Origin of the sequence: Paenarthrobacter sp. TYUT067 (assembly GCF_023656375.1) — a bacterium.
GTDB lineage: Bacteria > Actinomycetota > Actinomycetes > Actinomycetales > Micrococcaceae > Arthrobacter.
This window is the reverse complement of the sequence record NZ_JAMOIT010000009.1, coordinates 59,955-81,217: the sequence shown is the minus strand read 5'-3', so window position 1 is coordinate 81,217 and position 21,263 is coordinate 59,955. Positions and strand designations below refer to the sequence as shown.

Sequence of the window (21,263 nt, the reverse complement as noted above, 5' to 3'; positions counted from 1 at the left end):
CGCTCCCGTTTCCGCCGTTTGCGCCAGATACCTCTGGTGCGGATGGCGGGAACTGGTGCGGAACGGACCGGGAGCCGGCCTCAGCCCTGTCCCCACTCGGCCTCCTGACGCGGAATGCGGGGTACTGCCCCCGCGCGCATCAGGAACGACCTCCCATGCTGACCCGGGTCAGGAGGCCTTTGCGTCCTGTTCTTCCCACGTCATCAGGTAGGCGCCGACGAGTCCCTCCACCAGATAGAAGCAGAACGGCGGGATGTCCTTTTTGGCTGCCAGGATGGCACCGTAAACGGGTGCGCTGGCCGCAGCCGTGATACCAATCCAGCGGCTTGCGGGTAAGGAAAGAAGGCTCCCGCCGAGCGCGGCCAACGCCACAACATGCAGCCCGGAGTACGCCAGGAACGGCGCGTTGGATCCCCTGCGGTAGGCGAACCCTTCAAGGTCGGATGCTCGCCGGGCGAGGCTTGAGACGAAGAACGGGGCGCCCGCGAGTAAGGCGGCGGCTGCACCGAAAGCCCACTTCCTCGCCCTCCGATGCGATGCGTTTCCTTGAACGGCATCTTGGTCCTGAACAGCGCGGGCAAAGGCGGCGAATCCCACCGGCACTGCAACTGTTCCCACGGCGGTAAGGTGCTGACCCACGATCCAGCCGCGCTGTCCGGCTGTGAGCATGCGCAGCCGCTCGGCGTTGTTGGGGGTGATGTAAACGCGTGAGACTGGAGAGATTCCTACGAACCACACCACCGTGCCGGCAACGATGACCGCTCCGGCACGGCGATAGGGATGGTTCCCGCTCATGGCAGCAAGGTTAGACCTGTTTGAGGGCCTTCTCCAGATCCAGGATGAGGTCGTTTACATCTTCAAGCCCTACGGACAGGCGGACAACACCATCCGAAAGCCCGATCGCCGCCCGCCCCTCCGGTCCCATGGCCCGGTGGGTGGTGGTGGCAGGGTGGGTGATGAGGGATTTGGAGTCGCCCAGGTTGTTGGAGATGTCAATGACGGAGAGACCGTCGAGCAAGGCGAAGGCAGCCTCTTTGGCTGATCGTCCGGCCGAAGGAGATAGCTCAAAGGTCAGGACGGTGCCGCCCGCCTTCATCTGCTTCGCCGCAAGTTCGTACTGCGGGTGAGACTTTAACAGCGGGTACTTGACCCAGCTGATGGCGGGTTGCTGCTCGAGCCACTCTGCGATCTTCAACGCGGATGCCGAGCTGTGGTTTACACGCAGTCCGATGGTCTCCAAGCCCTTGGTCAGCACCCAGGCGTTGAACGCGGATAGTGAAGGGCCGGTGTGCCGCATGAGTTGCTTGACGGGGCCGTCGATGAATTCTTTGGTGCCCAGGATCGCGCCGCCAAGGACGCGTCCCTGGCCGTCGATGTGCTTGGTGCCGGAGTAAACAATGACGTCGGCTCCCAGCTCACCGCAGCGTTGTAGCAGGGGCGTGGCAAAGACGTTGTCCACCACCACGGTGGCCCCGGCAGCATGCGCCAGTTCGCTCACCGCCGCGATGTCCACGATCTCCTGCATGGGGTTGGACGGGGATTCGAAGAAGACCGCGGTAGTTGGTTCGGAAAGGGCTTCGCGCCATTGATCCAAGTCCGGGCCGTCGACGAAGACCGTGTGAACGCCCCACCGTGGCAGGATCTCATTGAGGATCACAAAGCAGGAACCGAACAGGGAACGGGCGGCAACCACGCGGTCACCGGCAGCCAGCAGGGCACCCAAGGCAGTGAAGACCGCGGACATACCTGACGCAGTCGCAAAGCAGGCTTCGGTTCCTTCGAGCAGGCGCAGCCGCTCCTGGAACGTTGCAACGGAAGGGTTGCCGTAGCGGGAGTAAACGAAACGTTCGTCCTCACCGGTGAAGGCGCGCTCGGCGGCAGCAGCGGATTCGTAGACGAAACCGGAGTTCAGAAAAACGGGCTCGGACGTTTCCTGGAAGTTGGTACGGTCAAGGCCACCGCGGACGGCCTGGGTATCAGGGCTCCACCCGGCGGCATCGGGATTAAAAGTCACTTACTCAGTCCCCAGATTCGTCGGCAGGCCACGGTTCTTCCAACCGTTGACGGTGCGCTCACCATAGCGGTCCGGTTCACCTTCAAAGCCCTCCAAGACGTTGTAGGCAGTGAAACCGGCTTGCGTGGCGGCGATGGCTGCGGAGATGGAGCGCTGGCCGGAACGGCATAGGAACACCAGCTCAACGCCGTGGTCCTCGGGTGCCTGCTGACGCAAGTCCTCGATGAAGCGGGAGTTGGGGATGCCGCCGGCGAGGTTCCACTGGATGAACAGGGGATCGTTTTCCGTGGCTTTGGTGTCGGGGATACCGATGTGGGCCCACTCGCCCTCGGTGCGGACGTCCACCAGGATGGCACCTTCTTCGAGTTTGGCCCACGCATCCTGCGGGGTCAGGTCACCTGCGTAGCTCATGCGTGTCCCTCGAATGCTTCGTCGTCGTCGCTCTCAAGCTGGTCAACGGCACTGGCAACGGCGGCATCGGCATTGGCGATCGCGGCGGGCAGCACCACTGCTTGGGCAACGATGACGTCGGTGCCGTTGAACGTGGCAGCCGGGCTGCCATGGAGCACATAGCCCTCCGCGAGGGCGCTGTGGATCCGCTCGCAGAAATCACGGGTGTCCGGGCCAGTAATCAGGCGATAGGAAAGTTTTTCTTCAGTGGGTTCAGGCATAGCTGGTGCTCCTCAGTCACGCTTGCAGTTCGAGTTGTCGATACGCCGAGTAGTCACCTGAGGCACCCCGCCGGAGAGAGGGTTGCCGACCAGCAAGTCAGGGCTTCGCGCTGGTACTCATTACTCAAGAAAAACGTAACATCCGCGGGCCTCGGGCTGCACTTGCGGGCTGGTGTCCGGCCGTCATGTTGCGTAATCGGCGGTGCTTCCCTTATGCGTTTTTCAGTGCGCGCACGGCTGCGCCCACAGTGGGGAAGAAGTGCTCGGGCGTAAAACGGGCTGCAGTGCCCAGACGGAGTAGTTTGTCTTTGACAGGCCCCTTCAGTTCGGCGAACACTAAATCCACGCCTTTGCGGGCCAGCCATTCGTCCAATGTGACCAGGTCATCCAGCGCCGTAGTGTCGATCCCGGTGATGGGCTCCGCGGCGAGGATGACATGGGTAACCGGATCCGCGGTCTCCTTCGGGGCTTCGTCCAGTTGCTCCCGGACAAAGGCAGCCAGGACCTGCCCATTACCGAAGAACAGGGGCGCATCAAAGCGGAGGATGAGGAGTCCGGGGATGCGCTCGCCTTCGGGGTGCCGCTCCAGATCGTGATAGCCAGGGAGCCCTTCTTCGGCGCCGAGTTCTGTCCGGTACGGATCCCAGGCCCGCCGAACAAAGTCCAAAAGCGCCAAGGCAATGGCCACCACGATTCCCTGCAGTACCCCAACGGTGAGGACGCCCAGGAACGCAGCCAGCATGACCACGGATTCGCTTCGGCTCAGGCTGAAGAGCCGCCTAACACCGGCGGGGTCGGCCAAGGCAATTGCCGCAGCGATGACGACGGCCGCCAGGGTGGCCGAAGGCAGGTACCCGGTCACTCCGGGAGCCAGCAGCATGAAAGCCAGAACCAGCACCGCACCAACCACCCCGGTCATCTGGGATTTGGCGCCGGCGTCCACAGCCACGGGCGTCCGCGAGGTACTGCCGGATATAGGGAACCCGCCCAGCAAGCCGGTGGCTGCGTTGGCTGCCCCCAACGCCGCCATCTCCCGGTTGCCCGAGACTCTCTTTCCCTCCTTCGCTGCCAATGTCTGGGACAGGACGCCAGTGTCTGCGAAAGCCATGAGGGCAATACCGGCCGCAGCGGGAAGCAGCATCAGAGCGTCAGCCCAGCCAATGCCGCCGAGCGCGGGCATCGGCAGCCCCTGCGGCAAAACCCCGGTGACCTTGACGTCGTCGTTCAGGCCCCAAACAGCCGTTGCAACGCACGAGCCGACCACCGCCAGCAGGACGCCAGGTACCTTCCACTTCAGCAGCCGCGGGATCCAAATGAGGGCCAGGGAACCGACGCCTAGCAGCAGCGCGGTGACATTGACCCCGCCGCCCAGCAACCCGGTGGTGACCTTCGCGAGCTTTTGCCAGATGTCGCCGTCGGCCTCTATCCCCAGGAACGCCGGAAGCTGCGATAACGCCACCAGCAAGGCGATTCCGTTCAGGTATCCGAGCCTGATGGGTTTGGACAGCAGCCCGGTGATGGCACCGAGTTTCAGGGCGGAGCCCGCGAGCATGATCACCCCGATCAACACAGCCAACAGCCCGGCGAGTGCCACCGATCTTTCACTGCTGCCGGCTGCGAGCGGAACAATAGCTGCGGCGATCATGGGGGCAAGGGATGAATCGGGTCCCAAGACGAGAATGCGGGACGGCCCCACCACGGCGTAAACCAGCAACGGAATCACCGTGGCGTAGAGCCCTGTGACGGGTGGCAAACCGGCCGCCTGCGCGTAGGCCATGCCCGCAGGCACCAGCAGGGCAAAGAGCGCAGCACCCGCCACGGCGTCGTGCCGCAGCCATTCACGTTTGTACCCCTTGAGTGCCCAGACGCCCCAAAGGCGGTCCTTGGCGGAAGTGCGGGTGGCTGAACTCATACAGCGATCATTCCGGACGCATGGTGTTTGCGGAACAAGGCGAACGCCGTATGTGGAAATCCATACCGTCATGGGCGGGGCCCAAATGTGACGTCCCGGGAGCATAATTGACCCAGTACGACCCCCTGTAACTTCGCATGAAATCAGGTCGCGGTGAACGGACAAAGCAGTTCTACACTCAAGCCCATGCTGCACTTTGGATGGTTCGTGGGCCACGGTTTCGGTGTCCAGGGTTGGGGGACTCCCGGCTATGGCCTGGGCTACGACTGGAAGAAGCCCGCCCTCTATCAGGAGGCCGTCCGTGCGTTTGAGCGATCCGGCTTGGACCTGTTCATCATTGAAGATTCCCTCACCGTTCCGGACACCTATGGGGGTACGGCCGAGGTTTCCTTGGCCCACGCCTCGTTTGCACCTAAGCACGATCCCCTTGCCTTGGTCCCGTACCTTCTCTCCGCCACGGAGCACCTAGGAATCGTGCCCACGGTCAGCGCTTCCTTCTACCCGCCCTTCACCGCCGCCAGGCTCCTGGCCACGCTGCAACACTTTTCAGAAGGACAGCTCGGCTGGAACGTCGTCACCTCCGGCAGCGACCTCGCCGCACAGAACTATGGGCTGGACCAGCAGATTGAACACGATCTCCGCTATGAGAAAGCGGAGGAGTTCGTGGACGTCGTCAGGCGCCTTTGGCGGAGTTGGGAACCTGGGGCCGTGCTTGAGGATGTTGAAGCCGGGGTGTTCGCGGACCATAACAAAGTGCACCCCATCAACCACCAAGGAGACTTTTTCAAGGTCAGAGGCCCGTTGAACACGGCGCCCCTGCCTGAGGAACCTGTGCTGGTTCAGGCTGGTGCCTCGCCCCGGGGCAAGGCATTCGCAGGCGGCCATGCCGACGTCGCCATTGCCCTCGCTCGTGGGGTTGACGGGATGAAGTCCTACCGTGACTCCATCCGCGCGGAAGCTGCGAAGGCCGGCCGAAATCCCGATGACGTCAAGGTACTTTTCGTCCTGAAGCCCACCGTTGTTGGTTCTACAGCCGAGGCACAGGAGCTGCGGGCGCAGCGGCGTGAACTCACCCAGAGAGACATCGACAGCCAGCTCAACTCGATCTCCTACCTCTCCGTCATCGACTTCAAGCAGTTCGACCTCGACGCTCCGTTGCCCGAGCTGAGCACCAACAGCAACCAAGGCACATTGGAACACTTCGCCAAGGCTGCCCCTCCAGGTTCCACCCTTCGCCAGATCCTCCAGGCACGCAGCGGCGGAGCAGGCGACTCGATCATCGGCACGGTTGGCGAAATCGCTGACTATCTGGAGGAAACAGGCTCCGCCGTCGGCGGCGATGGGTTCCTGTTCTCCGGCTTCGTGGACCCGGTAACAGTGCACAGCGTGCTGGACAAGCTGACGCCGGAACTGAGGCGTCGCGGGCTGTTGAGGAAGAGTTACGGCAACGGCGGGTTTCGGCAAAACCTCCTGGACTTCTGATGGTGCCCGGGAAGCCGCAGACCCTGGTGATCGGATCGTCTCCGGTGCTAGTTGCGGACGTGGCCCGGGCGGCGGCAGACCCGAGGTTCCATGTGAAACTCAACCAAGATGCATTGTCTTTGCTAGGCCGCTCGCGGGAAATCGTGGAGTATACCGCCGCCTCCGGCGAACGGGTCTACGGACTGAATACCTTGCTCGGTTCCGGCCGGGATACCGCTGTGGAGGAGAAGTCGCTCCTTTCGTACCAGATCCAGGTGGTCAGGTATCACAACAGCGGGGTTGGCTCATATCTGGACCGCGCTGCATCCAGATCCGTGATCCTGGCCCGGCTCATCGGTTTCAGCAGAGGCGGTTCCGGCGTACGCCCTGGAACCGCCGAGTTCTATGCCGAAATGCTCAACCGCGGGGTCTTTCCCGCCATCCCGCGTGAGGGCTCGGTGGGTTCATCGGACCTGACCCAGCTTGCCGCCGTCGCCGCCGTTGCCATCGGAGAAGGTGAAGCGTTCAACGCGGACGGCGCACTGGTGCCCGGCGCCAAAGCGCTTGCCGACGCCGGTCTCCAACCCCTTGTCCTCGCCCCGGGGGAGGCCCTCGCCTTGGTAAGTGCCAACGCGTATTCGGTGGGTGTTGGAACCCTCGCATTGCTGCGGCTGCAGCAGCTAGCCGAGCTGGCCGACGTCGCGCTTTCCCTCTCGCTGGAGACGATCGCAAGGTACGACGGCGGCGGGAACCTCAGCCCCTTTTCGCCGGCGATCCAAGCGGCCAAGGCGGTGGACGGGCAGCGGGACTCCGCTGCTGCTGTGCGTCGCCTGCTGAGCGGTGGGTGGTTGGAAGATGTTCGGCCGGAGGTGTCGGTGCAGGACGCGTTGTCGTTCCGGGCCGCACCGCAGACGCACGGAGCCTTTCGAACCCTCGTGGCGCAGCTCGATGCTGCCCTGGACGTGGAGCTGAACGGCCGTGGTGACAATCCGCTGGTCGATGTCGAATCCGGGCGCATGATCTCCGGCGGGAACTTCCAGCCGATGCAGCTGGCGCTCGCCTTTGAGGGTTTGCGGCTGGCCTTGGCGCACGTAGGGATTTCCTGTGAGCGGCGTATCGCCAAGTTGTATCCGCCGCAACGGGCCATCAGGGCGCGCCATTTGCAGGCTGCAGCATCCGGGGAAGCCCTGGCCCAAGAGGAACTTCCCGGGTTGCTCTGGTACTCGGCGGCGGGACTGCTGGCCGAGCTCAAGGCCCTGGCCGCTCCGGCGACGCTCGGCGCACCAACCCTCTCGGCCGACGTCGAAGACCATTCAACGCTGGCCCCGCTCGCGTTGCAGCAACTCGAAAAATCGTTGGACGCAGCGGAGAAGCTCTTGGCGATCGAAGCGCTGACGGCGTCGTACCTGCTGCTCGAAGCGGGAGCCGCGCAACCGCTCGGGAAGGGGACCGGCGCCGTCGTGGGTCGCTTGGCTGACGTACTGGCCCGCCGGCCATCGGCGCCCGACTTGGTGGAACGGGCGCGGACCGAGCTGCGGGACCTCGTTGACCAGGAACTTTCTGAGGAAGGGGAGAAGACCTGGTGAGTACAGAGATTCGCAAACATGGTGTTCACGCCGCTTCCGGGCCTCCTGACGGCTTGGATGCTTCGGTCTTGGAGAGGGTCGGAAACACGCCGTTGGTGAGATTGGAGTCGCTGGGCCGCGGCCTGGGCAGCACCATCCACATCAAGCTCGAGTCCGAAAACCCTGGCGGCTCCATCAAGGACCGGACCGCGCTGAGCATGGTTAGGGCGGCCGAGAAATCCGGGGAACTGCAGCCCGGCGCCACAATTGTGGAGAGCACGTCCGGCAATACCGGGATCGGGCTGGCCCTCATAGGACACCTGACGGGCCACCCCGTGGTGGTGGTTACGGGCGACACGATTTCCGAGGAGAAGCTCGCCGCGCTGCACAACTATGGCGCCCGCGTGATCCTCACCGACTGGAACGCGCCGTCGGGGTCGCCTGAGAACGCACGCGCTGTAGCTGCGCGGATAACCGCTGAGACACCCGGCGCGTGGCGGCCCATGCAGTTCGACAACCCGGCCAATCCAGCCGCTCACTACCAAACCACCGGCCCGGAAATCTGGGAACAAACGGGTGGTTTGGTGACCCACCTTGTCGCAGGTATCGGAACCGGGGGGACCATCAGTGGGAACGGCAGGTTCTTGAAGGAACGCGTGGCAGCTTCGCGGCCGGGCGGGCACCTGGAGGTTGTTGGTGCCGACCCCTACGGCTCTGCCTACAGTGGAGGCCATCCCGGGGAGATCCTGGTGGACGGGGTGGGGAACTCCTGGCCCGAGCCTGAATGGCCCAAAGCCTTCGATCGCTCCATCGTGGACCGTTTCCTGCGCATTCCCAACGACGAGGTCTACACCACCGTCCACCGGCTCCTAGACGAGGAAGGTCTTGCACTCGGTCCGTCGTCCGGGCTGGCTGTGGCTGCGGCCATTCGCGTGGCTCGCGCTGCGCCCCACGGTTCCGTTGTGGTGGCCATAGCGCCCGACGCCGGAACCAACTATATGAGCAAGGCCTTCAACCCGGTGTGGCTGGCCGAGCACGGCATCCGGCTCGCCGCCGACACCCCTGCAGCCCGGGACGCCCGCGACGCCCGCGAGTAGGATCCTCTCTCACGTCCCGCGGGTTTTGGGCGGATCCTCTCTCACGTCCCGCGGGTTTTGGGCGGATCCTCTCTCACGTCCCGCGGGTTTTCATGGGGGCTGCTAGCATCTGATACTTCGGTCCGGCACCCTGCCGCCGCAAAATTGGGGGTTTTCTTGTTTTCACTTGTTGGTATTCTCTACACCCTGCTGATGGTGGCTGTCGCGGCTCTGGTGATTTACGCCTTGGTGCTCGCTATCATCTTCTTGCGCCTGCGCATTCAGGAGCTGAAGCGTGGGCAGGAACCCCCGTTGCGCTAGGCTCCAAGCATGCCCGAACAGGAAACAAAACCACGTCTGGCCGGCTATCTGGATAAGCAGCAGCCGGATCTTTACGCGACACTGAGCCACTATTCCCAGCAGCTGGTAGATGAAGCCGACCGGCTTGGCATCCCGCGACGCACCCTTGAACTCATCAACTACTTGTGCTCGCAGATCAATGGCTGTGCCTTTTGCCTTGACCTTCACCACCGGAGGGCCCTGAAATTCGGGGAAACGGAACAACGGCTGTCCCTCGTTGCCGTGTACAAGGAAGTGCAGTTGTTTGAGCCGGCGGAGGCCGTGGCCATGGAGATTGCTGAGCAGATCACCCGCATGAGTTCGTCGAGGCCTAGCCCTCAACTTTTCGAGCAAGCACGCCAGCACTATAGCGACGAGCAGATCAGCGTCCTGTGCATGGCGGCGATCGGGATCAATGCCTTCAACCGCCTTTCAATTTTGAGTGAGCACCCGGTCCGCGCGGCCAAGAAGTAAGTTCAACTGCTGGAGGGCATGCGGCAGCCGTAGGCTCCTGACCCTGTTTGAGACGAGATCAGCCCCTGCGCAACCGGGAAAGGTTGTCCAGGGGCTGATCTGCATCCAAAGAAGGTCAGGAAGCCGCAGAGCCACTCGCTGCTTTTTTGAGCGAACGCCGCCGCCCGTACTTGAAGTAGAAGATGGCGTAGCAGGCGCCCACGAACGGAACCCCAAAGAAGAGTGCAGCCACCTGGTTGGGGTCGAACGCGATGCCGATCAACGACACCAAACAGAGCGCGAACGCGAGGAGCGGAACCAGCGGAAACAGTGGAGCCTTGTAAGGGAGCGTTGAAAGGTCGCCACCGTTTTTGATGAACGTTCGGCGGTAGACGAAGTGTGAAGCGACAATGGACATCCACACACCAACGGTGGCGAAACCGGCTACGGAGACCAGTACCAAGTAAACTGTTTCAGCCGCCACTACGCTGCTGATCAGTGAAGCAAGGCCACCCAGCATGCTGACGCAGAGGGCCACCATGGGGATCCCGCGCTTGGTCAACTTCCGGAATGCCTTGGGTGCGTGGCCTTCATCGGCCAGCGAGAAGAGCATGCGGGCACAGGAGAAGAGCCCGCAGTTGCCGGCGGACAGCAGTGCCGTGATGATCACGAAGTTCATGATGTCCGCCGCATAGGGGATGCCCAGCATGGAGAAGACTGTGACGAACGGGCTCTCGTCCACGCTGACTTGTTCGTACGGGATGGTAGCTGCGATGACCACGATCGCTCCAACGAAGAAGATCATGAGTCTGATGACTGTGGTGCGCATTGCTTTGGGGATGTTCGCGCCCGGGTTGGCTGTCTCTCCTGCGGCGACACCGATCAATTCGGAACCCGAGAACGCGTAGAAAACCGCCAGGCAGGTGACGAAGACGCCGGTGAATCCGTTCGGGAACAACCCGTCAGGCGTGGTGAAGTTCTCGCCGAAGGAGGGAAACTCGCCGGGGGCCAAGGGGTGGAATCCCGCCAAGGCGGCACCTCCCAGGATGATGAGGCCGACGACGGCGGCAACCTTGATGAGCGCGAACCAGAACTCCGATTCACCAAAGACGCGCGATGAAATGGCGTTCAGCGTGAACAGGACGGTGGCGAAGATGAAGCACCAGATCCAGACGTCGACGCCCGGAAACCACCGTTGCATGAGTAAGCCTGCCGCGGTGAACTCGGAACCTAGAGCCACTGCCCAGCAGAGCCAGTACAGCCAAGCGGTGGCAAAGCCAGTGGCCGGGCCGATGGTCCGGGCGGCATAAATGTGGAAGGCACCAGAGACGGGGAACGCAACAGCGAGCTCCCCGAGGCATGCCATCACCAAATAGACGACTACTGCGCCAATGAGGAAGGCGAGGACCGCACCCAAGGGGCCGGCGGTGGCGATGGTGTATCCGGAACTAACGAACAGGCCTGAGCCGATGACGCCGCCCATGGCGATCATGACCAGGTGCCGGGCCTCCATGGACCGGCGGAGGCCTGTGGGTGAGGCGTCAGTCCGGGACTGCGCCTCGTGTGCCGATGCTTCGGCTTCTGTGGGGGAGCTGAGTCCCATATTCCCTCCGGGAAGTTAGCCAGCAAAGTCTGAAGTAGTACCAGCCGGACGTGATCCAACTAACACGAGAACAAGATTCATCACATGACGAATGACCATTTCAAGGAGCCTAAGAAACGCGATTGAACGCGCGGACCACTCACAGTCGAGGGCAAGAAGTTCTAATCATTAAGTCATGCGAGCGATTACTCTACTTGCCATCTGCTAGGTTCCTAGCGGAGCTCCGTCAACGAAAACTCTCGACGTCCGGTGGCTTACTCGATGCCCGCAAACAACGCGTTGAGCTCGGCGGTCAGTTGCTTCCGAACAGCCGGTGTACCGATTTCCTTGCCGTTGATGTGATTCACGGGAGCAATCAAACGGATGCTCGAGATCAGCCACACGGCGTCGGCGTCAAAAAGGTCCTGCGGGACCAGCGGCCCGTAGCCGAGCTCCCAGCCAGCTGATTTCGCCGCTGCGAACAGCGCCCCCTGCGAGGTGCCGGGCAGGATTCCACTGTCATGCTGAGGCGTGATGAGCCGGCGAACAGTCCTGACGGAACCGTCTCCGTCGTCGACCGTTTCCACGTGAGCCAGCAGGACGGTGGACGTCGGACCCTCCAGGACGCGACCGTCAGTTGAAGTAAAAATGGCGTCGTCTGCGCCTTGCTTATGCGCAAAACGAAGCGCAGCCATGTTGACCGCATAGGACAGCGTCTTGGCGCCCAGCAACAGCCACGGCGCGCGCTCGCCGGCTTCGGTGTCGAAGCCGCGGTCCAAAAGGACGACGTCGATGCCCGTCTCGCGCTGCCGCCGACTGCCCGCCGGTGACGGGGAAGCCTGCACCCAGCATGTGGGGCTGGCTGCGCCTTCGACGCCTCGGGTCACGATCAGCTTGACGACAACTTCGTCTTCCTCCGGAGTGGGCGCCGGGTGGACCTCGCGGAACTCGCTGATGGCGGTATCAATCGCCTTGCGCCAGGCATCCTGCTCCGGAAGCACCAGGTCCAATGCAGCGGCCGAACCGCTCAAGCGGTTCAGGTGGGCCTGCACCTTACGGGGGCGTCCTTGGACGGCGAGGAGTGATTCGAACACGCCATCGCCGCGGGTGGCGCCAAGGTCCGTAGCCATGAGCTGGGGCTGGCTGGAGTCGGCAATGCGTCCGTTTTCGAAGGCCGGGTCCAGGAAAACAAGGACCGTCGGGGCAGAGGAAGTCATGGTCCCAGCTTAGTGCGGTGCCGTTGCGGATGACTTTGCGCAAGACTTTGCCGGATAGGCTGAGGTTACTGTTGTTCTTGGAGCGTGGGGGTTTGTAGGTGCTCTTTCCTTTTCCGTTCGGCCAGGAGTGGACCTGGCTATTGGGCGCGTGGGCTATTGCGGAAGTGGTCATGCGGATCGTCCTTCTGGGCATCATTCCCGGTAACAGGCGTCCCACCACGGCCATGGCCTGGCTTTTGGCGGTGTTCCTCATCCCCTCGGTGGGCTTCGTCCTCTTCCTCCTTTTCGGCAATTTCAAATTGTCCAAGCGCCGGCGTGAGCAGCAGGAAGAAGTTAACCGGCGTGTCCGGGCGGTGACGTCCGATCTTGCGGATCCGGTGAGCGTCTACTCGGGTCCGGAATGGGTGAAGTCGGCCGGTGAGCTGAACCATCGCCTCGGATCCCTGCCCATGGTTGATGGCAATAAGGTTGAACTGATCCCCGGCTACCATGAATCCATCGCAGCCATGGCTCAAGCGGTGAAGGGTGCCAAGACCTACATCAACGCCGAGTTCTACATCATGAGCAGCGACTCCGTGACGGACGAACTGCTCACTGAGCTGGAGAAAGCTGCTGAGCGGGGTGTCACCGTCAGGCTGCTCTTCGACCACATTGGGACGCTGCGGGTCAAGGGATACCGTCGCCTGATCCGCCGGCTCAAGGCAGGCAAGATCCAATGGAAGCGAATGCTTCCGCTGCTGCCTATCCATGGTCAGTGGAGGCGTCCGGACCTCAGGAACCACCGCAAGATCATGGTGATCGACGGCGAGATTGCTTTCACCGGCTCCCAGAACCTGATTGAACCGTCCTACAACAATCCCAAACACCACAAAGTGGGCCGTAAATGGGTTGAGCTCATGTCCCGGCTCGAGGGGCCAATCGTGGCAACCCTCAATGTAGTGTTCGCCACGGACTGGCTCAGCGAGACCGATGAGTCGCTTGAGGACCAGTTGCGCCTTCCAAGCCGGCCGTCTCCAGGGCACGTCACCGCCCAAGTAGTGCCGAGCGGTCCGGGGTTCGCCACAGAGAACAACCTTCGCTTGTTCAATACACTGATCTATTCAGCGCAGCACAGAATCTCCATTTGCAGCCCGTACTTCGTTCCTGATGACTCCTTGCTTTACGCCATCACCACCGCTGCGCAGCGGGGTGTGGATGTGGAGCTCTTTGTGTCCGAAAAAGGCGACCAGTTCCTGGTCCACCACGCCCAGCGCTCCTACTACGAAGCCTTGTTGGACGCAGGAGTGCGGATCTACCTGTACCGGGCGCCGTATGTCCTCCATGCCAAGCACTTCACCATCGATGACGAAGTGGCCGTTCTCGGTTCCAGCAACATGGACATGCGCTCCTTCTCCCTGAACATGGAGGTTTCGGTGATGCTCTTGGGCGCCGAAACCGTGGACCTCATGCGGACGGTTGAATCCACGTATCGCGAGGTTTCCAAGGAGCTTACGTTGGACGACTGGATGGATAGACCCCCAATTGCCAAGTATGTGGATAACGTGGCCAGATTGACCGCCACGCTCCAGTAGTTTGTGTACAGCTAACGCCCTTTAGAGACGTTCTTGAGGGCATTAGCTGTACAAAAACTCAGGCGGGGAAGTCAGCACTCAGCGTGGACAGCACACCGTATGCCTTGGTCCGGATTTCCTCGTACTCGTCATCAGCCACGGAATCCGCAGTAATGGCCCCACCCACGCCGAGGGACAGGGTTCGCCCGCCATTGCCGTCAGGATTGACCACCAGAGTGCGGATCACCACCGCGAGGTCCGTTGCGGCGTTCAGTGAGAAGTAGCCGATTGCGCCGGAGTAGATCCCCCTGGGCCCGGATTCGAGCTGGTCAAGGATGTCCATGGTGCTGATCTTCGGGGCACCTGTCATGGACCCTGCGGGAAAGGCTGCAGCCAGGGCTTCCGCCCGCGGAGCACCCGGACGAAGGTGCGCATCTATGGTGCTCACCATTTGGTGGACGGTGGCGTAGCTCTCGATGGCGCACAGCCGGCTGACCGTCACGGAACCCGGGATGGCGAAGTGGCTGAGGTCGTTGCGCAGCAGGTCCACAATCATGATGTTCTCCGCGCGGTCCTTCAGCGACGTCTCGAGGTCGTGCCGCAATGCAGCATCCTCGGAAGCGTCAGTAGACCGGCCGCGGGTGCCTTTGATCGGCTCGGCGCGCATGCCGCCGTCGGACATAATGCGCAGGAACCGCTCAGGTGACGTACTTGCCACCACCAATTCGCCGAACCGAAGGTAACTGGCGAACGGTGCCGGGTTCCGGCGTCGTAGTGCCAGGTAGCTCGCCCACGGGTCCAGGCCGCCGGCAGGGGCTTCCAGCGTGGTGGTAAGGCAGATCTCGTAGGAGTTACCTTCGCTGATTTGGTGCTGCGAGTCCGCGATTTTTCGCTTGTAGTCGGTGGCGGAGTCGCGGCTGACGAACTCAAGGCCGGCAGGCTCCGGTTTGAAAGAGACCGCGAGGTCGGCAGCGGGGGAGACTGAAGCCTCAACGGCGGCGCGGGCCGCACGCAACCATTCCTCGGCGTCGGGCGCTTCCAAGGCGAGCAGCCAGACAGTCTGTCCGCGATGATCCACCACCACAGCCCGGCCGGCGAAGAGCAAGGCGGCGTCCGGGGTGTGGGAGGGGACGTCATTCCCGCCGGTTTCGCGCTTGAGTTCGTAGCCGAGGTATCCGAGCCAGCCGAGTGTGAACTGGCCGTCGTAACCTCGGGGCGCGCGGACGGCCCGGCGGCCCCAGACGGAATCGAGCCAGCGGAAGAACGGCCCGGAGGTGCTGACGGAGGCGGAACCGGCGGTCACTTGGGTAGTTCCGGAGCGGTGCAGTACCGACTGGCCGAACGTGCCGCCGTCGTCAGCCAGGATGCTGAAGCGGCTGCGCGCGGCGGCTTGGGAACGGCCGGCGACGGCGGAGGCATTGGAAGAATCCAGCCACACAGCGTTGGTGGACTTGCCGTAGAGGGAGGCGAAGAGCAGCTCAGCGTCGGGCGTCGCGTCCAGGCGCTCGGATCGCAGCTGAAGTCCCCGCCGCGCACTGAGTTCCGGCGACAAAATCGAAGCAACCGAAGGAAGGTACATCAGGGTTCGGAGGACATCGTCCGGAGCGCTGCCGTCGGCACGGTTCTGCACCCGGATGTCGGCGGCACTGATCACCTGGTCGCTTGAAAGCCACTCATCCTCCTGGGCGGCCCAGCTGTCCCAGTACGGTTCGTAGGTACTTCCGTCGCGAGTCAAAGCCCGACGACGGCGCTCGTCGCCGGAGGCTTCCACCCACACCACGGCGTCCAGCATGGGACGGGCGGCGTCCGCCGCCGCGCCTACCCCTTCAACGATCACGATCTCAGCTGGCAGCGTAACGTTCAGGCCGCCGTCGTAGTGCTTGTCCCAATCCCAGCTGGTCCACTCTGCCGCCATGCCTTCGCTGAGCGGCTTCAGGACCGTGCCCACGTAGCGCTCAATGCCGGGCATGAGGCCGTTCCAGCCGGGGTAGATGTCTTCCAGGTGGAACAGCGAAACCTTGTGGTGTTGCCGCAATCGGGCCGCCAGCTCAACGGCCAGCGTGGTCTTTCCTGCGCCGGACCTGCCGTCAACTGCGATGATCACGGGTGCAGGGGTCATGTCATAGAGGTTACCTGCTGGGGCTCGGGGGCTTTCGCGTCTTGAGACGCTGCGATGGCTGCTTTGACGTGCTGCACTATCCCTGGGATGGCGGCGTTGATGAGCGTCCACGTGTTGTCGAAGTCCGTGTGGCCGCCGTACCAAGGGTCTTCGATGCCGAGGTCAAGGGAGCTGCGGCCTGCCATGTGGGGATCGAAGCTGCGGAGCATCCGGACTTTTCCGAGGGAGGCGTGATCCGGGGCCCCTTCCTGAAGCCAGCCGAAATGGTCAACATCCAGTGCCAGGATCAGGTCCCGTTCGGCGTACCATTCACGCCGCCACTCGCGGGCAACGTGGTCCTCGGACGCGAGGTGCTGGGCCGTTAGAACCCGTGCGGCGCGGGGGTCGATGGGGTGTCCAACTTCGTAGCCCGTAGTGCCCGCGGAGTCCACCGCCACGAGTTCGCCGAGCCCTTCCGCGCCGAAGGCTTCGGTGAGCATGAGCGCTGCCATGGGCGAGCGGCAGATGTTTCCAGTGCAGACCGTGATGATGCGGTATGGGCTCGTCGTTGAGTACATTCAGCAAGCATGGTTCATGGCGCCCCCTCTTGGCTAGGGGCAACTTCACAACTAAGTCACTTTTCGTGTCAAAGTTGTCACGATGGGCGGTGCGGGCAAGCCGGTTGCGCTTAGGTGCGGGCCGGTTCCTGCGCCTCGGCGGCAAGCGCTGCAGCCGCCAAGTAGACGGTACGTACGACGGCGGCGCGTCGCCTTTGTGCGCGGCCGGGGTCGTTGCCGGCCATCAGTCCATCGAGTGCCGGGAGTACCGGGGCGGCGTCGCACAGGCTCACGATGGTGATGAGGAGATCCCCTGCATCTTCCCTGGAGACGCCGGGGAGGGCGGCGATGGTGCTGTTGACCTTGGATGCGCAGTTGGCCATCCGCTTTGGCAGCCCCACCACTTCCGTGCCCCGTTCCAGTCCTTCCCAGAACAGGAGGCGTGGGGCCGTGGCATCTTGCTGATGGTGGTCGAAGAGCCTGCCGGCGTAGTCCGCCATGGCTTCGGGTCCGCTGCCTTCGATGGGTACTTCGTCCATGAGGGAGCTGAGGGCGGCGACGATCACGGCGTCGAAGAGCGCGTTCTTATTGCCGAAGTACTGGTAGATCCGCTCCTTGTTGACCCCGGCCTCCGCCGCGATGCGATCAATGCGGGCGCCGGCCAATCCGCGGGTGCAAAACTCACTGGTAGCCGCCTCTAGAAGCAGCGCCTTGGTTCGCTCTGTGTCCCATGCCATAGGAGTCATATTACCAGTTTCCAACTGGATGGTTGTTTTTGTTGGAGAGTGGGGTTATTGTAATTCCAAGCCAAAAGCAACCGTTTAGTTGGAGAATGCCATGACGACACAAACAAGCTCCCACATCGCCGTTGAAACCCCAGCCGCCCCGGCCGCCCCTGCCCGTCCGAAAGCGCCGTCCGTTCACATGCGGGCCCTCATCACCTGGCTGGCCATCTTCCCGCTGGTGTCCATCGGCATGCTGCTCCTGGGTCCCATCATGGAGCCGCTCCACCCGGTCCTGCGGGCGCTGCTGCTCACGGCCCTGGTGGTTCCCGCCGCTGTGTATGTTGTGGTTCCCCGCCTCATGGCCGGCCACGGAGCCCTGTCCCGCAAGGCAGTAGAGCGGGCGGCCCAACGAGCAGCCCGCAAGTCTGCTTAACCCATGTAGGTCGCACTTAAGCGCGTTTTGACGGCTCAAAACGCGCTTAAGTGCGACCCAGTTGGGTGCGGGGCTGGGACTAAGCGCCCCGCAGCTGTTCTACGTCGGTGATGGTTGGGTAGGCGGCCTGCGTACCCTTCTTGGTGGCAGCCAAGGCCGCAGCCACCGAGGCGAAAGATGCAGCATCTGCGAGGGATTCACCAGCTGCCAAGCGAGCAGCCACAGCACCTGTGAAGGCATCACCGGCACCCGTGGTGTCCACTGCGGAAACGCGCGTAGGGGCGATGCGGGTGATCTGGTCTTCGCCGCTGGAAGCAAGCGAGTCCAGCACCACCGAGCCATGCGCCCCCAAGGTCACCAGCACCCGCTGCAACCCACGGTCGGCGAACTGGCTCCTGACCGGCTCCCACGCCTCCGCCTCTGCAGCGGCGTCCGGAATGTCCGCTTCGGTACCAAGGAACAACGACGCCTCGTGCGCGTTCACCAGCAGCACATCGCTCAAGCCAGCCAAAGCCTCCGGCACCTCCGCGTAAGGCGAGAGGTTCAGCAGAACGGTCGCACCGGCGTCGTGCCCTGCTTGGGCGGCGGCAATCACGGTATCCGTCTCCACCTCCAGGCAGAGGCACACCACGGCTGCATCCTGGAAGGCGTCGGGCGTGACGTCCGCTGGCCGCAAGGTCCCATTGGCGCCTGCGGAAATAATGATGCTGTTCTCACCGCCGGCGTCTACGGAAATGACCGCAACGCCAGTAGCGACGTCGGAGCGTCGGACGCGGGACACGTCCACTCCCGCGCTGGCCGTCGAGTCGAGGAGCATAGTGCCGTTGGGGTCGTCTCCCACGGCACCGATCAGGCTGACCTGACCGCCGAGCTTGCTGGCAGCCACGGCCTGGTTGGCACTCTTGCCGCCCGGATTGACGGCGAAACCGTTACCGTGGACCGTCTCGCCGGGTTGAGGGAGGCGGTCGCAGTAGATGGTGAGGTCGGCGTTCAGGGAGCCGACGACGACGATTCCCGCCTTGGGTGCGATGGTCATGCGGTCACCTTTTCGGTTTCGGTCACTTCTGCGTCCACCGGCTTGGGGATCAGGAGCGAGGCTGCGAAGGCTGCCAGGGTGATGGCGAGTCCCACCACAACAACGGTCAGGTAGGACGCCTTGGCATCATTGAGCGAAGCGGTGGCCACGAGGACCGCAGGCAGGACAAGGAAGCTCAGCCCGGCACCGAGGTTGAAGGCGCCGGCGTTCATGCCAGGCAGGAAGCCCGGGTTGCCCTGCGGGGAGAGAACCACGCCCAGTCCGTTGAGCATGATGTTGACGGTACCGGCGTACATGATGCCCAGCAAGGCCGTTCCCACAATCATCATGGGCAGGTTGTTGAGGCCGAAGAACGCGATGATCGCCAGCGCCACCAAGCTGCCAAGCAGGCCGATGCGCAGGACCTTGGTGTAGCCGAGCACGGGTGCCAGTCGGCCGCTGATCGGACCAAAGAGCCAGCCCAGCAGCGCGTATGGAGTCAGGATGATGAGCGACATCTCTGTGGGACCAACGCCGAAGCCCGGATCCGCTGCTTGCACGTAGGCCGGGACGATGCCGTTGATGACCGCGAAGATGCCGGTCATGGTGAGCGTGGTGGTCAGCAGCGGCGCCCACGTGGAGCGCTGGCGCAGATGCACAGTTTCCACCATGGGCTGCTTGGCCCGCTTTTCAACGGTCCAGAACGCGTAGAACGCGACGGCGGCGATCACGGTGAGGACCACCGCGAGGGTCAGGGTGCCGGAGTCGAAGGCGGAGGCAAGCTTGGCGCCCTCGTTCAAGGCTGTCAGCAAAGCGCCCACGGCAATCACAATGCAGAACACACCCAGCCAGTCCATGGTGGTACCCGCAGCAGGCTTGCTTTCACCGGCCAAGACGGCAATCAGCACGGTGGCAACGAGGGCCAGGGCGACCATGAGCCAGAAAATGCTGCGGAAGCCGAAGTTCTCAGCGAAGTAGCCACCCACGAAGGAGTCCACGCCGGCCACGCCACCGTTGACCGCGGTGATGAGGCCCATGAGGGTGCCGTACTTGCGGGGGTTGCTGACCGCGGAGCGGAGCATGATCAGGCACAACGGAACCGTGGGGCCGCTGACGCCCTGGATGATGCGGCCCACGAACAGCCACGTGACGTCGGGGGCCAAGGCGGCGATGACGGAGCCCACTGCCATCAGGAGCATCATGCCCACAAGGATCTTCTTGCGTCCCACGATGTCGCTGAGCCGGGGCAGGAAGAGGGAGAACAATGCTGCGGCGGTGAAGAACCAGGTCTGGGACAGGCCGATGGTGGCCTGGTCAGTGTTGAGTTCGTTGCCCATGGTCACCAGGGCCGGGCTGAGCATGGAAGCATTGAGCTGGAAAGCAACGCACGCGGCCAGTAGGGCCACCATGAGCGCGGTGACGTTGCCGCGGGTGGATGTGGATTCGGTTGCGGGGGAGGACATTACTTTGCCTCTCCAGCCAGAACGGGCTCAGCAGCAGCGGTGGCGTCAGCGCCGCCGTCGAGCGTTGGCTCGCCAATCCTGACAATCGCGTCGGTGACCAAATCCCAGAACTTTTTGTGGTCCAGGTCCACGGCCACGGAAGTGTGGCAGTCCTCCGGTGCCGGGGCGCGGAAATCAGCCACTGTCATGCCAAGCGTGAGCTTGCCTTGGAGCTCGATGTCCACGGGGACCTTGCGGGTTGTCATGACCGAGGGGTCGATCACGTAGGCAACGGCGCAGGGATCGTGCACCGGCGGGAAGTCGAAGCCCTGGGCGTCCTTGTAGGTCTTCTGGAAGAAATCCATGAGTTCCATGACGAACTTAGCCGGCTTGGTGCCGATGGCCGCGATGCGGTCCACCACCTCGTCGGTGGCCAGGGCCTGGTGCGTGAGATCGAGGCCCACCATCACCACGGGCCACTTCTCATTGAAGACGATGTGCGCGGCTTCAGGGTCAATGATGATGTTGAACTCCGCTACGGCGCTCCAGTTGCCCACGTGGTAGCCGCCGCCCATGAGGACAACTTCCTTGACGCGCTCAACGATGCGGGGCTCCTTGCGGGCAGCCATGGCGATGTTGGTGAGGCCCGCGGTGGGGACCAAAGTGACGGTGCCCGGCTCATGTGCCATGACGGTTTCAATGATGAGATCGACGGCGTGGCGCGGGTCCAGCTCGATGGCGGACTCAGGCTGTTCCGGTCCGTCCATGCCGGAGTCGCCATGGATGCTGGGGGCCGTTTCGATGGTGCGCACCAAGGGGCGGTCACAGCCGGCGGCGAAGGGGACTGCCGTGATGCCGGCAATCGTGGCCACTGAGAGGGCGTTGCGGGTGACTTTTTCCAAGGTCTGGTTGCCCACCACGGTGGTGACCGCCAGCAGTTCGATGTCCGGGTTGCCGTGCGCCAGCAGCAATGCCACTGCGTCGTCATGGCCAGGGTCGCAGTCAAGAATGATCTTCCTGGGTGCGGGCGTCATGGTGTTGGGGTCCACGTTTTTCTCCACGTCATTGGGGCCTGCCTGGAACTTCCCCGGGCAGGGCAGTATGCATTCAGGGAGATTCTGGCACTACTTAGCTGCTTACGTCAAACGCTTAA

The 21,263-nt window shown here is 62.9% G+C and carries 20 protein-coding genes and 1 riboswitch; of the genes, 7 read left to right on the top strand and 13 right to left on the bottom strand.

Going from position 1 to position 21,263, the window contains the following annotated elements; translation table 11 throughout:
- Positions 1-168: 168 nt before the first annotated feature.
- The 5 genes from MOD31_RS10030 to MOD31_RS10010 all read right to left on the bottom strand — a co-directional run bounded on the left by MOD31_RS10030 (position 169) and on the right by MOD31_RS10010 (position 4,597).
- Positions 169-795: a hypothetical protein gene (locus MOD31_RS10030; RefSeq protein WP_250820492.1), complete on the bottom strand. Its 627-nt coding sequence runs from the start codon at positions 793-795 to the stop codon at positions 169-171.
- A 10-nt stretch (positions 796-805) separates the two neighbouring features.
- Positions 806-2,014 (bottom strand): O-succinylhomoserine sulfhydrylase, encoded by a 1,209-nt coding sequence (locus MOD31_RS10025; RefSeq protein ID WP_250820491.1) that lies wholly within the window; start codon positions 2,012-2,014, stop codon positions 806-808.
- On the bottom strand, positions 2,015-2,425 hold the full coding sequence (locus tag MOD31_RS10020; protein ID WP_142937761.1) for a rhodanese-like domain-containing protein: 411 nt from the start codon (positions 2,423-2,425) through the stop codon (positions 2,015-2,017).
- Positions 2,422-2,685, bottom strand: coding sequence for a DUF1737 domain-containing protein (locus MOD31_RS10015; protein ID WP_250820490.1), 264 nt, complete (start codon positions 2,683-2,685; stop codon positions 2,422-2,424). The genes MOD31_RS10020 and MOD31_RS10015 overlap by 4 nt, the downstream gene beginning before the upstream one ends.
- Positions 2,686-2,698: 13 nt before the next feature.
- Positions 2,699-2,810: riboswitch (SAM riboswitch) on the bottom strand.
- Positions 2,811-2,896: 86 nt separating this feature from the next.
- Complete coding sequence (locus tag MOD31_RS10010; protein WP_250820489.1) at positions 2,897-4,597, bottom strand: SulP family inorganic anion transporter; 1,701 nt, start codon at positions 4,595-4,597, stop codon at positions 2,897-2,899.
- Positions 4,598-4,750: 153 nt separating this feature from the next.
- On the opposite strand from MOD31_RS10010, the gene MOD31_RS10005 reads away from it, so the two are divergent.
- From MOD31_RS10005 to MOD31_RS09985, 5 genes are all read left to right on the top strand, one after another.
- A complete protein-coding gene (locus tag MOD31_RS10005) occupies positions 4,751-6,079 on the top strand; it encodes an NtaA/DmoA family FMN-dependent monooxygenase (protein WP_142937764.1) in 1,329 nt (442 codons plus the stop codon).
- Positions 6,079-7,644 carry an aromatic amino acid ammonia-lyase gene (locus MOD31_RS10000; RefSeq protein ID WP_250820488.1) on the top strand — a complete coding sequence of 522 codons (1,566 nt, stop codon included), beginning with the start codon at positions 6,079-6,081 and terminating at the stop codon, positions 7,642-7,644. The genes MOD31_RS10005 and MOD31_RS10000 overlap by 1 nt, the downstream gene beginning before the upstream one ends.
- Positions 7,638-8,720, top strand: coding sequence for a PLP-dependent cysteine synthase family protein (locus tag MOD31_RS09995; protein ID WP_250820535.1), 1,083 nt, complete (start codon positions 7,638-7,640; stop codon positions 8,718-8,720). The genes MOD31_RS10000 and MOD31_RS09995 overlap by 7 nt, the downstream gene beginning before the upstream one ends.
- Positions 8,721-8,876: 156 nt before the next feature.
- Complete coding sequence (locus tag MOD31_RS09990) at positions 8,877-9,020, top strand: hypothetical protein (protein WP_165450169.1); 144 nt, start codon at positions 8,877-8,879, stop codon at positions 9,018-9,020.
- A 9-nt stretch (positions 9,021-9,029) separates the two neighbouring features.
- Positions 9,030-9,512, top strand: a complete 483-nt coding sequence (locus tag MOD31_RS09985; protein WP_250820487.1) for a carboxymuconolactone decarboxylase family protein — start codon at positions 9,030-9,032, stop codon at positions 9,510-9,512.
- A gap of 115 nt (positions 9,513-9,627) precedes the next feature.
- Here the strand turns inward: MOD31_RS09985 and MOD31_RS09980 are convergent, their stop codons facing one another.
- Both MOD31_RS09980 and MOD31_RS09975 read right to left on the bottom strand, forming a co-directional pair.
- Entirely contained in the window at positions 9,628-11,094 is a 1,467-nt protein-coding gene (locus tag MOD31_RS09980) for an amino acid permease (protein WP_250820486.1), read from the bottom strand.
- Positions 11,095-11,348: 254 nt separating this feature from the next.
- On the bottom strand, positions 11,349-12,290 hold the full coding sequence (locus tag MOD31_RS09975) for an aminodeoxychorismate lyase (protein WP_250820485.1): 942 nt from the start codon (positions 12,288-12,290) through the stop codon (positions 11,349-11,351).
- Between the two features lie 98 nt (positions 12,291-12,388).
- Here MOD31_RS09975 and cls point away from each other — a divergent pair, with 98 nt between their 5' ends.
- Positions 12,389-13,861 (top strand): cardiolipin synthase, encoded by a 1,473-nt coding sequence (gene cls / locus MOD31_RS09970; protein WP_142937775.1) that lies wholly within the window; start codon positions 12,389-12,391, stop codon positions 13,859-13,861.
- 58 nt (positions 13,862-13,919) lie between these two features.
- Here the strand turns inward: cls and pabB are convergent, their stop codons facing one another.
- From pabB to MOD31_RS09955, 3 genes are all read right to left on the bottom strand, one after another.
- Complete coding sequence (gene pabB, locus MOD31_RS09965) at positions 13,920-15,959, bottom strand: aminodeoxychorismate synthase component I (RefSeq protein WP_250820484.1); 2,040 nt, start codon at positions 15,957-15,959, stop codon at positions 13,920-13,922.
- Positions 15,956-16,516 carry a low molecular weight protein-tyrosine-phosphatase gene (locus MOD31_RS09960; protein WP_166842204.1) on the bottom strand — a complete coding sequence of 187 codons (561 nt, stop codon included), beginning with the start codon at positions 16,514-16,516 and terminating at the stop codon, positions 15,956-15,958. The genes pabB and MOD31_RS09960 overlap by 4 nt, the downstream gene beginning before the upstream one ends.
- Before the next feature lie 110 nt (positions 16,517-16,626).
- Complete coding sequence (locus MOD31_RS09955; RefSeq protein ID WP_166842205.1) at positions 16,627-17,232, bottom strand: TetR/AcrR family transcriptional regulator; 606 nt, start codon at positions 17,230-17,232, stop codon at positions 16,627-16,629.
- Between the two features lie 100 nt (positions 17,233-17,332).
- Here MOD31_RS09955 and MOD31_RS09950 point away from each other — a divergent pair, with 100 nt between their 5' ends.
- Entirely contained in the window at positions 17,333-17,653 is a 321-nt protein-coding gene (locus MOD31_RS09950) for a hypothetical protein (protein WP_142937779.1), read from the top strand.
- A 79-nt stretch (positions 17,654-17,732) separates the two neighbouring features.
- Here the strand turns inward: MOD31_RS09950 and MOD31_RS09945 are convergent, their stop codons facing one another.
- Genes MOD31_RS09945 through MOD31_RS09935 form a run of 3 tightly spaced genes read right to left on the bottom strand, consistent with a single transcriptional unit; the run spans position 17,733 to position 21,144 of the window.
- Positions 17,733-18,689: a ribokinase gene (locus MOD31_RS09945; RefSeq protein WP_250820483.1), complete on the bottom strand. Its 957-nt coding sequence runs from the start codon at positions 18,687-18,689 to the stop codon at positions 17,733-17,735.
- Positions 18,686-20,131, bottom strand: a complete 1,446-nt coding sequence (locus tag MOD31_RS09940; protein ID WP_166842208.1) for an MFS transporter — start codon at positions 20,129-20,131, stop codon at positions 18,686-18,688. The genes MOD31_RS09945 and MOD31_RS09940 overlap by 4 nt, the downstream gene beginning before the upstream one ends.
- Positions 20,131-21,144, bottom strand: a complete 1,014-nt coding sequence (locus tag MOD31_RS09935; RefSeq protein ID WP_250820534.1) for a nucleoside hydrolase — start codon at positions 21,142-21,144, stop codon at positions 20,131-20,133. Before MOD31_RS09935 ends, MOD31_RS09940 begins: the two co-directional genes overlap by 1 nt.
- Positions 21,145-21,263: the final 119 nt, after the last annotated feature.

What these genes read in the sequence shown, in the direction of transcription:
- MOD31_RS10030 (WP_250820492.1), bottom strand. Translation starts at nt 795, where the DNA reads ATGAGCGGGAACCATCCCTATCGCCGTGCCGGAGCGGTCATCGTTGCC.
- MOD31_RS10020 (WP_142937761.1), bottom strand. Translation starts at nt 2,425, where the DNA reads ATGAGCTACGCAGGTGACCTGACCCCGCAGGATGCGTGGGCCAAACTC.
- MOD31_RS10015 (WP_250820490.1), bottom strand. Translation starts at nt 2,685, where the DNA reads ATGCCTGAACCCACTGAAGAAAAACTTTCCTATCGCCTGATTACTGGC.
- MOD31_RS10010 (WP_250820489.1), bottom strand. Translation starts at nt 4,597, where the DNA reads ATGAGTTCAGCCACCCGCACTTCCGCCAAGGACCGCCTTTGGGGCGTC.
- MOD31_RS10000 (WP_250820488.1), top strand. Translation starts at nt 6,079, where the DNA reads ATGGTGCCCGGGAAGCCGCAGACCCTGGTGATCGGATCGTCTCCGGTG.
- MOD31_RS09985 (WP_250820487.1), top strand. Translation starts at nt 9,030, where the DNA reads ATGCCCGAACAGGAAACAAAACCACGTCTGGCCGGCTATCTGGATAAG.
- MOD31_RS09980 (WP_250820486.1), bottom strand. Translation starts at nt 11,094, where the DNA reads ATGGGACTCAGCTCCCCCACAGAAGCCGAAGCATCGGCACACGAGGCG.
- MOD31_RS09975 (WP_250820485.1), bottom strand. Translation starts at nt 12,290, where the DNA reads ATGACTTCCTCTGCCCCGACGGTCCTTGTTTTCCTGGACCCGGCCTTC.
- pabB (WP_250820484.1), bottom strand. Translation starts at nt 15,959, where the DNA reads ATGACCCCTGCACCCGTGATCATCGCAGTTGACGGCAGGTCCGGCGCA.
- MOD31_RS09960 (WP_166842204.1), bottom strand. Translation starts at nt 16,516, where the DNA reads ATGTACTCAACGACGAGCCCATACCGCATCATCACGGTCTGCACTGGA.
- MOD31_RS09955 (WP_166842205.1), bottom strand. Translation starts at nt 17,232, where the DNA reads ATGGCATGGGACACAGAGCGAACCAAGGCGCTGCTTCTAGAGGCGGCT.
- MOD31_RS09950 (WP_142937779.1), top strand. Translation starts at nt 17,333, where the DNA reads ATGACGACACAAACAAGCTCCCACATCGCCGTTGAAACCCCAGCCGCC.
- MOD31_RS09945 (WP_250820483.1), bottom strand. Translation starts at nt 18,689, where the DNA reads ATGACCATCGCACCCAAGGCGGGAATCGTCGTCGTCGGCTCCCTGAAC.
- MOD31_RS09940 (WP_166842208.1), bottom strand. Translation starts at nt 20,131, where the DNA reads ATGTCCTCCCCCGCAACCGAATCCACATCCACCCGCGGCAACGTCACC.
- MOD31_RS09935 (WP_250820534.1), bottom strand. Translation starts at nt 21,144, where the DNA reads ATGACGCCCGCACCCAGGAAGATCATTCTTGACTGCGACCCTGGCCAT.